This is a genomic window from Streptomyces sp. NPDC126510 (genome assembly GCF_040302345.1).
Lineage (GTDB): Bacteria > Actinomycetota > Actinomycetes > Streptomycetales > Streptomycetaceae > Streptomyces.
Genome location: NZ_JBEORR010000078.1, coordinates 1 through 8851, shown reverse-complemented (window position 1 = coordinate 8851; position 8851 = coordinate 1). Strand labels below are relative to the sequence as shown.

8 protein-coding genes are annotated in these 8851 nt (G+C 69.8%); all 8 read right to left on the bottom strand.

Annotation, left to right across the window (positions count from 1 at the left end; all coding sequences use genetic code 11):
- Window positions 1-159 precede the first annotated feature (159 nt).
- Genes ABTX60_RS42735 through ABTX60_RS42700 form a run of 8 tightly spaced genes read right to left on the bottom strand, consistent with a single transcriptional unit; the run spans window position 160 to window position 8705 of the window.
- Window positions 160-1443, bottom strand: a complete 1284-nt coding sequence (locus ABTX60_RS42735) for an NAD(P)/FAD-dependent oxidoreductase (protein WP_352102012.1) — start codon at window positions 1441-1443, stop codon at window positions 160-162.
- A 48-nt stretch (window positions 1444-1491) separates the two neighbouring features.
- Entirely contained in the window at window positions 1492-2157 is a 666-nt protein-coding gene (locus ABTX60_RS42730) for a haloacid dehalogenase type II (RefSeq protein WP_059085101.1), read from the bottom strand.
- 46 nt (window positions 2158-2203) lie between these two features.
- Window positions 2204-3142: an aldo/keto reductase gene (locus tag ABTX60_RS42725; RefSeq protein ID WP_352102011.1), complete on the bottom strand. Its 939-nt coding sequence runs from the start codon at window positions 3140-3142 to the stop codon at window positions 2204-2206.
- The gene (locus tag ABTX60_RS42720) at window positions 3139-4599 is read right to left on the bottom strand and encodes an aldehyde dehydrogenase family protein (RefSeq protein WP_352102010.1); all 1461 of its coding nucleotides are present in this window, start codon (window positions 4597-4599) and stop codon (window positions 3139-3141) included. Before ABTX60_RS42720 ends, ABTX60_RS42725 begins: the two co-directional genes overlap by 4 nt.
- The gene (locus tag ABTX60_RS42715; protein WP_352102009.1) at window positions 4596-5549 is read right to left on the bottom strand and encodes a succinylglutamate desuccinylase/aspartoacylase family protein; all 954 of its coding nucleotides are present in this window, start codon (window positions 5547-5549) and stop codon (window positions 4596-4598) included. The genes ABTX60_RS42720 and ABTX60_RS42715 overlap by 4 nt, the downstream gene beginning before the upstream one ends.
- A gap of 23 nt (window positions 5550-5572) precedes the next feature.
- Complete coding sequence (locus ABTX60_RS42710; protein ID WP_352102008.1) at window positions 5573-6955, bottom strand: aminotransferase class III-fold pyridoxal phosphate-dependent enzyme; 1383 nt, start codon at window positions 6953-6955, stop codon at window positions 5573-5575.
- Window positions 6952-7818, bottom strand: coding sequence for an ABC transporter permease (locus ABTX60_RS42705; protein ID WP_352102007.1), 867 nt, complete (start codon window positions 7816-7818; stop codon window positions 6952-6954). The genes ABTX60_RS42710 and ABTX60_RS42705 overlap by 4 nt, the downstream gene beginning before the upstream one ends.
- Window positions 7815-8705, bottom strand: coding sequence for an ABC transporter permease (locus ABTX60_RS42700; protein ID WP_352102006.1), 891 nt, complete (start codon window positions 8703-8705; stop codon window positions 7815-7817). The genes ABTX60_RS42705 and ABTX60_RS42700 overlap by 4 nt, the downstream gene beginning before the upstream one ends.
- Window positions 8706-8851 lie beyond the last annotated feature (146 nt).

Here is an 8851-nt window from a genome sequence, read left to right as displayed (position 1 = left end):
CTCGGTTTCTGGGGGGGGCCCTGCGGGTCCCCGCCCCTGTTGGGCTGGGGGGGGGTGGCGGGGGGTCTGGGCGGGGGGTCCTGGGGGGGGGGCCCGGGGGGGGGCCCCCCCCCCGGGGGCGCGCCCGCCCCCCGTGGTGTCACCGGTGTCGGTACCTGCTCAGAGCAGGCGGTCCTTCGCCTTGTAGTAGGCGCCGCCGAACGGCAGGAACCAGGGTGTGCCGTTGTAGAAGGGGACGGGGACCTTCGGGAAGCCGAAGCCGCGCATCGGGTTGGCCTCGGGGTTGCCGTCCATCATCTCGGCGACCGCGCGGCCCATGTAGGTGGCCATCTGGACGCCGTGACCGCAATAACCCATGGAGTAGTACAGGCCGTTCTCCTCGCCCGCGTGCGGAATGCGGTCCCAGGAGAAGCCGACCATGCCACCCCACACGTAGTCGATGCGCACCCCCGCCAGCTGCGGGAAGATCTCCGTCATCTCCCGCTTGAGGATGTCACCGCTCTTGACGTCGGACGCCGGGTTGGACGGGGCGAAGCGGGCCCGGCCGCCGAAGGCGAGGCGGTTGTCGGGGGTGAGACGGATGTAGTTGCCGACGTTCTTGTGGGCGACCAGCAGGCGGCCGTTGGGGATGAGCTCCTTGGCGCGCGCCTCCCCCAGCGGCTCGGTGACGATGATGAAGCTGCCGACGTTGATCAGCCGCTTGCGGAACCACGGCATCGACTGGTCGGTGTAGGCGTCCGTCGCCGCCATGACCTGCTTGGCACGGATGGTGCCGCGCATGGTCTCCACCACGAAGCCGCCGCCAGGGAGGCGGGTGAGGCCGGTGGCGGCGTTGCGCTCGTGGATCTCGGCGCCGGCACGCTCGGCGGCGTCTGCCAGGCCGACGACGAACTTGCCCACGTGCAGGGCCGCGCCGAGCGGGTCGAGCAGGGCGCCGTGGTAGTAGTCCGAGCCCAGCTCGGCGCGCAGCTCGCTCTTGCTCAGGACGACCGTCTCGTGGCCGAAGTTTTCGGCCAGGTCGCGCTGCTTGGCATGCATGCCCTCGAGATGCTTGGGCTTGCAGACCAAGCCGAGGCGCCCGGCACGGTGGAAGTCGCAGTCGATCTTCTCCCTGACCGCGATCTCCTCGACGACGTCCACTGCGACGCGGAACGCGTCGTAGAGCTCGCGGGCGCGCTCCTGCCCGTAGCGCTGGCGAGCCTGGGCCGGGCTGATGGTGATGCCGGGGTTGCAGTGGCTGCCGTTGCGCCCGGAGGCACCCGAACCGACCTGGTCCTTCTCGACGAGGACGACCCGGGCACCCTTGCGGGCGGCGTGATAAGCGGTGGACAGGCCGGTGAGGCCGCCGCCGATCACCACCACATCCGCCTCGTCGGGCAGGTCCTTCCCGGAACGGTCGGGCAGGGCGGGGGCTGTGTCCATCCAGTAGGGGATCTGCTTCATGGCGTGCGTCCTCTGTCTTCTCGGTCTGTTTCGCCGGTGAGCCGTCGGTCAGCAGCCGAGGAGCTTCGGCAGGCCCGACAGGTCGGGCAGCTCGTCGTAGGGCTGGTAGTCGGCGCTGCCCTTGCGGCCGTAGCGGTTGATCCACACCCGGCGTTTCAGGCCCAGGTCGCGGGTCGGGATGTGGTCGTACTCCCAGCCCTGGGCGACGTGGATGACCTGCGACGACTCGACACCCATGGTCCGGAAGGCGTGCTTGAAGGTCTGGCGGTCCGGCTTGTAGGCGCCGGCCTGCTGGGCGGTGATGACGTAGTCGAACTCGACGCCGATGTTCTCGACGTTCCGCGCGATCAGGTTGTCGTCGGAGTTGGAGATGATGGCGATCTCGTACTTGGTCTTCAGCTGCCGCAGGGCCTCCGGGACCTCCGGCCAGGGGCCGAAGGTGGGGACGGCGTCCACGAGGGCCTCGCCGTCGGTCTCCCGGTACTCCAGGCCGTGCAGGCGCATGGCGTTGCGCAGGCTGGAGTGCAGGACCTCGTGGTAGGGGCGGTAGGCCTCCAGGACGGCCTGGAAGCGCATGACGCGGAAGTCGTCGAGGAACTCGTCGACATCCAGGTTGTCCAGGTCGAGCCGGTCCTCCAGGACCTTCAGGGTGGTGGGGCCGAGCTCGAAGTTGATCAGGGTGGCGTAGGCGTCGAAGGTGACGATCTCTCGCATGGTGTCCAGCCTTGCTCTCGCGGTTCTTCAAACAGGGGTGGGGGCTTCAGACGACGCGTTCGCCGGGGGCGACGATCACGTCGAGGGCGGCCAGGTCGGCCGGGCTCGGTATCCAGTCGGCCGCCGCCGCGTTGGCGGTGGCCTGGTGCGGAGTCATGGCGCCGCAGATGACGGAGCCGACGGCCGGCAGGGCCGCCAGTGCGCCGACCGCCACCTGGAGGAGGGTCAGGCCGCGTTCGGCGCCGTACGCGGTGAGCGCCTCGACCTTGTCGAGGGCCGCATCGGTGAGCCAGCCCTGCCGCCAGGACAGCCTGCTGCCGGGCGGGGGCTCCTCGCCTCGCAGGTACTTGCCGCTGAGCAGGCCGTTGGCCAGCGGGTAGTACGGCAGCAGACCGACGCCGTGGCGCAGGCAGGAGGGGATCAGGTCCTGCTCCACGCCGCGGTCGAGCAGGTGGTAGCGGTTCTGGGTGGACACGAAGGCGTCCGTGACCTGTTCGGCCGGGAGGTTGGAGCAGCCGATGTACCGGATCTTGCCCTCGTGGACCAGCTCCTGGAGCGCGGCGACCGTCTCCTCCAGCGGCGTGACGCCGTCCGGTTCGTGGTACTGGTACAGGTCGATCCGGTCGGTGCCTAGCCGGCGCAGTGACGCCTCCACCGCGTACCGGATGTAGGCGCGCGATCCACGCGGACCGTACAGGTCGGCCTCCCGGCTCATCTCCATGCCGAACTTGGTGGCCAGGACCACGTGGTCCCGGCTGCCCTTGAGCGCGGCGCCGAGGAGCCGTTCACCGTCGCCGCGGGAACCGCCCCGTTCGCCGGACCCGCCGTACATGTCGGCGGTGTCGAACAGGGTGATCCCGGCGTCGAGCGCGGCGTGGACGACGGCCTTCGTGCCGTCTTCGTCGAGGCGGGCGCCGAAGTTGTTTCCGCCCACGCCGACCACCGAGACGGTCGGGCCGCGCTCTCCGAGCGGGCGGTATCTCATGACCGGTTCCCGAAACCTATGCAGACGTTCTTTGTCTGCAGGTAGCTGGCCAGGCCTTCGAGGCCCTTCTCCCGGCCCCAGCCGCTGTGCTTGTAGCCGCCGAAGGGAAGCTCGACGCCGGTGCCGACGCCGGTGGCGTTGACGTAGACCTGGCCGGCCCGGATGCCCTCGGCCAGCCGCATCGCCTTGTCGATGTCGCGGGTCCACACGTACGAGGCCAGGCCGTACGGGCTGTCGTTGGCGATCTCCAGTGCCTCGTCCGCGTCGTCGAACTCGATGACCGTGACGACGGGGCCGAAGATCTCCTCGCGGGCACAACGGGCTTGGTTGTCCAGTCCGGTGAGGACGGTGGGCTGGACGTAGTAGCCGTCGGCCAGTTCGGGGTCGGCGGGGGCGCCTCCGCCGGCCCGTGCCACGGCGCCTTCCTCGCGGGCCAGTTCCAGGTAGCCGAGGACCCGGTCCCGCTGGCGTGCGGCGACGAGGGGGCCGACGTCCGGGTCGCTGAGACCGGGGCCGATGCTGAGCGAGGCGGCGTGCGCGACGAGCTTGTCCAGGAACTCCTCGGCACCGCGCTGGAGCAGCAGCCGGGTGCCGGCGGAGCAGGTCTGCCCGGCGTTGCCGAACGCGGAGGCGGCGACCGCGCCGAGCGCCGCGTCGAAGTCGGCGTCGGCGAAGACGACGACCGGGGACTTGCCGCCCAGTTCCGTGACCGAGGGCACCACGTTGGCGGCGGCCGCCTGGGCGACCTTGATGCCGGTGGGCACCGAGCCGGTGAAGGTCACCTGGTCGATGTCCGGGTGGCCGGCGAGGGCCGCGCCGGTCTCGCCGTCACCGGGGACGACGTTCAGAACGCCCGGCGGGAGACCGCACTCCAGGGCGATCCTGCCGATCTCCAGCGGGGTCAGCGGCGCCTCGGGAGACGGCTTGAGCACCACCGTGCAGCCCGCGGCCAGCGCCGGGGCGGAACCCCTCGCGGTGTTCTGCATCGGGTAGTTGAACGGGATGATGTGGCCGGAGACGCCGATCGGCTCACGGACGGTGTAGTCGAGCAGACCGGGGCCGAGCGGGACCGTCGAGCCGCCGAGCTTGTCGGCGACGCCCGCGTAGAACTCGAAGTAGCGGGCGGCCGCTTCGACGTCCGCCTTCGCCTGGCGCAGCGGCTTGCCGACGTCCTGGCTCTCCAGGCGGGCCAGACGTTCGCCCTGGTAGCGGATGGCCTCCGCGATCCGGTACAGGATGCGCCCCCGGTCGGCGGCACGCATCCCGGCCCATTCGGGAGCGGTGAAGGCCGCGCGCGCGGCGGCCACCGCCTGATCCACGTCCGCCTTGCCGGCCAGCGCCACCCGGGCGATGGCCGTGTCGTTCGACGGGTCGAGGACGGTGAAGGAGCGTCCGTCGGCGGCGGGGACGTGCTTGCCGTCGATCAGCAGCTCGGTCAGCTGCAGTTCGTCGCTCATGGCTGGATCTCCCCCAGCACCTCGCCGAAGATGACGACCTCGTCGCCCGGGCGGACCGTGCGGATCCGGCGGACCCAGAGCACGATGCCGTCCTGCGGCGCGGTGACCTCTTCCAGCTGGTTGCCGTAGTGGTCGGTGATGGTGGCGATCAGGTCGCCTTCCTTGCAGGTCTCTCCCGGTTCGGCGCGGGCGACGAAGAAGCCGCCGGAGGCGGAGCGGGCGAAGGTGCCGGAGACCGTCGTGTAGGTGTCCCGCAGCTCCGCCTCGCCGTCGATCATGCCGAGGCTGCGCAGAATGTTGCGGATCGAGTGCATGTGGTGCTCGACGTTGGTCTCGCGGTAGGTGGCGCCGCCGCACTCGATGGTGATGGCGGGCTTGCCGGCCTCGAGGACGGGGTGGCGGACCGTGCCGCCCCACTTGCCGCCCTTCCAGACCAGCTCGTGCCCGGCGGCCAGGGCCAGGTCCGTCGCCAGGTTCTCGTAGCCGCCCTGGAGGATGACGAGGGGGGCGATCTCGCCGTAGGCGCCGCCGGTGTGCAGGTCGACCACGGCGTCGACGGCCGGCACGACCTGCTCGACGAAGGTCGCGGCCAGACGCTGCGAGTACGAGCCCTCGGCGTCGCCCGGGAAGATCCGGTTGAGGTTGAGGTGGTCGATGCCGCTGGCGCGGGCGGCCGCCTCGAAGGCCGGGGTGTTCAGGCACGGGATGCCGACGACGGTTCCGCGCAGCGTGGCCGGGTCGATCTCGGCGAGCACACGACGGATGGCCTCCTGGCCGTCGTACTCGTCGCCGTGCACGCCCGCGTCCACACACAGGACCGGGCCGTCCTGGACGCCGTTGACGACGATCAGCGGAATGCCGAGCTCCACGCCGTAGCTGCTGGTGCCGACGGGGATGAGGCCGTGGGCGCGCTCGCCGGGGGCGACGGTCAGCGGACCGATGGAGTACATGTGGTTCCTTCCCAATACGTGGATCAGATGCGGGACGACGCCTCGGCGAGGGTGCCGGCGATGATCGCGGCGATGCGGTCGAGTACGGCGCGGTCGCTGATCAGCGGGGGCGCGATCTGGACGAGCGGCGCGGAGCGGTTGTAGACGCGGGCCAGCAGACCGGCCTCGCGCAGCCGACGCGGGATCAGGTCGCCGATCAGCTCGGTTCGGGCCTTGGCGCTGAACGCGCCGTCGTCGAGGTCGCCGACGAGTTCGCACGAGTAGAAGAACCCCGTGCCGCGGACGTCGCCGACGATCGGCAGGTCCCTGAGGGCCGCCATGCGCTTGGCCAGGTCGTCCTGGAGACCGCGGACGTTGTCCAGGATGCGGTCCCGCTCCATGATCTCCAGGTTGCGCAGGGCGATGGCCGTGCTCAGCGGGTGCCCGGCGAAGGTGTAGCCGTGGTTGAGGACCGCGCCGGGCCGGTTGATGACTTCGGTGACCTTGGTACCGACCAGGGTCGCGCCCAGGGGTGCGTATCCGGCGGTGATGCCCTTGGCGACGGTGATCATGTCCGGGCGGGCGCCGTAGCGGTCCCCGCCGAACCACTCGCCGATCCGGCCGAAGGCCGTGATGACCTCGTCGGCGACGAGCAGGAAGCCGTACCGGTCGGCCAGCGCCCGCAACCCCTGCCAGTAACCCTGGGGCGGTGTGATGCAGCCGCCCCGGTTCTGTACCGGCTCGGCGATGAGCATCGCGATGGTCTCGGGGCCCTCGGTCAGGATCGCGGCCTCCAACTCCGCGAGCAGCCATGCCGTGTACACCTCGTCGTCCGCGAACTCCGGTGCGAGGCCGAGGCGGTTGGTGTTCGACACGAACCGCGTGTCAATGGCCGGCGGGCCGTACGGCTCCGTCAGGCCGGGGTCGTCGTTGAAGGACAGGGTGCCGATGGTCAGGCCGTGGTAGGCGCCGCGCCGGGAGATCGCCTTGGTGCGGCCCGGCTCGCCGCGCAGGGCGTGGTAGCGGCGGGCTATCTTCCAGGCGGTCTCGACGGCTTCGGCGCCGCCGCTCGAGAAGAAGGTGTGCTCGATGTCGACGGGGGCGATCCGGGACAGCCGCTCGGCCAGTTCGATGGCCGAGGGGTGCGCGGACCCTGTCCACAGCGGGCTGTAGCACAGCTCGCGCAGTTGCCGTTCGGCTGCCTCGGCGAACTCGCCGCCGTAGGAGTAACCGAGCTGGCAGCAGTACAGCCCCGACAGGCCGTCGATGTAACGCCTGCCGTCCGCGTCGTGGACGTACGGACCTTCGCCTCGCTGGACGACGAGGAGGTCTTCGCCCTGGTCGCCGAGCGATCCGTTGGCAGTCATGTGCAGCAGCAGGTGCCGCTGAGCGGTGGCCGCGGTCAGCTGAGCGGCGACGGTGGTCATACGGCTTCGCCTCCGGGGTTGGCGACGCCGACGGTGTTCTCGACGGAGAGCAGGGATTCCTGGCGTCCGGAGCCGATCCAGCGCACCAGGGCGACCAGGCCCAGGGCGAGGATCGCGAAGGCGATGAGGATCGCGCTGACGGCGGTGACGCTGGGGTCGATCTCGAAGGTGAGGGAGTTGTAGACCTGCACCGGGAGAGTGACGGTGTCGACGGAGGAGAGGAACTGGGAGATGTAGAACTCGTCGAAGCTGGTGATGAAGGAGAAGACCGCCGCCGCGATCATGCCCGGCGCCGCCAGGGGGAAGGTGATCTTCCGGGCGATGGTGAGGCGGCCGGCGCCCATGCTGGCGGCGGCGTCCTCGAGGCGTTCGTCGATCCCGCGCAGCGTCGCGATCAGGATCAGTACCGCGATGGGTGAGGCGAGCACGGTGTGCCCGAGGGCGATGGCGATGGGGCTGCCCAGCATCGCCGCCGGTTCGAAGAACAGGAACAGCCCGAGAGCGGTGACGATCTGCGGGATGACCAGCGGGCCGAGGACCAGGGCGAAGACCGCGGAGCGCAGCGGGAGTTCGCTGCGGACCAGGGCGGTCGCCGCGGTCACCCCGATGATCAGCGAGAACACGGTGCTCATCGCGGCGATCAGAGCGCTCAGGGAGAGCGCGGCGGGCCATTTGCTGCCGTCGGCGAACAGGGCCTTGTACCAGTTCAGCGTCCACGTCTCCGGGGGAAAGGAGGCGAAGGCGTTGTTGCTGAAGGAGGTCACGAGGATGACGATGATCGGCAGCGCCAGGAACAGCAGGATCACGGTGGCCACGGCCGTCAGGGCGATCCGCCCGGCGACGCTCTTGCGCAGTTCCATCATGTGGCGCTCCTCTTCTTGCGGGCGCCGAGCGAGGTGACGGCCTTGACCAGCAGCAGTCCGGCCAGGGTGAGCACCAGCAGGATCACGCCCTGGGCGGCGGCCCCGTTCCACTGGTTGTCCTTGGTGACCTGCTGGTTGATGAGGGTGGCGATCATCGTCTGGTCGGGGCCGCCCATCAGGGCCGGGGTGATGTAGTAGCCCAGCGACAGGATGAAACTGAGCAGTCCGGCACTGGCCAGACCGGGGGCGACCAGCGGCAGATAGATGCGGCGGAAGATGGTCACCTTGCCCGCGCCCATGCTGGACGCCGCCGCCAGCAGACGCCGGTCCACACCGCGCATCACCCCGTACAGCAGCAACACCGTGTAGGGCAGCATCATCGAGGTGGTGCCGATGACCACACCGAGTTCGTTGTAGAGCAGCTGGAACGGCGCCCCGGGCACCGACATGCTGGCCAGGGTCTCGTTCACCAAACCCTTGTCACCGAGCATGATGATCCAGCCGTAGGTACGCACCAGAGCGGACACGAAGTGCGGCACGACCACGACCAGCATCGCAAGACCCGCCCACACGGGCTTCAGCCTCGTGATCGCCTGCGCCAGAACGAACCCGAAGACCAGGCTCAACACGGCCGTCTCGGCGGAGATCCTGAGCGTGGTGAACAACACCGACAGGTTCACACCCGTCAGCGCGTCGGCATACCAGTGCAGCGTGAACGAACCGTCGGCGTTCTTCAGGCTCAGCAGCAGCGTCGAGAAGATCGGGTAGACGAACAGCACCAACAGATAGACGACAACCGGCAGCGCGTAGAAGATCCCAACTCGCGTCCTGCGCGAAGCCAGCAGCTTGCGGGGCCGTGCGGGGGTGGTGGCGGTGAGGGCTGCCATGACTCACCCTGCCTGTTCGGTGGGGAAGAGGTTGACGTCCTCGGGATCCGCGCAGATGCCGACTCGCTCGCCTGCGACCGGACCGCGGCCTGCGGGTACTTCCAGGCGCAGCAGCGGTGCGTCACCGCCATCAATCCGCACGCCCG

Coding starts and splice junctions, on each gene's coding strand:
- ABTX60_RS42735 (WP_352102012.1), bottom strand. CDS start 1,443: ATGAAGCAGATCCCCTACTGGATGGACACAGCCCCCGCCCTGCCCGAC.
- ABTX60_RS42710 (WP_352102008.1), bottom strand. CDS start 6,955: ATGACCACCGTCGCCGCTCAGCTGACCGCGGCCACCGCTCAGCGGCAC.
- ABTX60_RS42715 (WP_352102009.1), bottom strand. CDS start 5,549: ATGTACTCCATCGGTCCGCTGACCGTCGCCCCCGGCGAGCGCGCCCAC.
- ABTX60_RS42705 (WP_352102007.1), bottom strand. CDS start 7,818: ATGATGGAACTGCGCAAGAGCGTCGCCGGGCGGATCGCCCTGACGGCC.
- ABTX60_RS42725 (WP_352102011.1), bottom strand. CDS start 3,142: ATGAGATACCGCCCGCTCGGAGAGCGCGGCCCGACCGTCTCGGTGGTC.
- ABTX60_RS42730 (WP_059085101.1), bottom strand. CDS start 2,157: ATGCGAGAGATCGTCACCTTCGACGCCTACGCCACCCTGATCAACTTC.
- ABTX60_RS42720 (WP_352102010.1), bottom strand. CDS start 4,599: ATGAGCGACGAACTGCAGCTGACCGAGCTGCTGATCGACGGCAAGCAC.
- ABTX60_RS42700 (WP_352102006.1), bottom strand. CDS start 8,705: ATGGCAGCCCTCACCGCCACCACCCCCGCACGGCCCCGCAAGCTGCTG.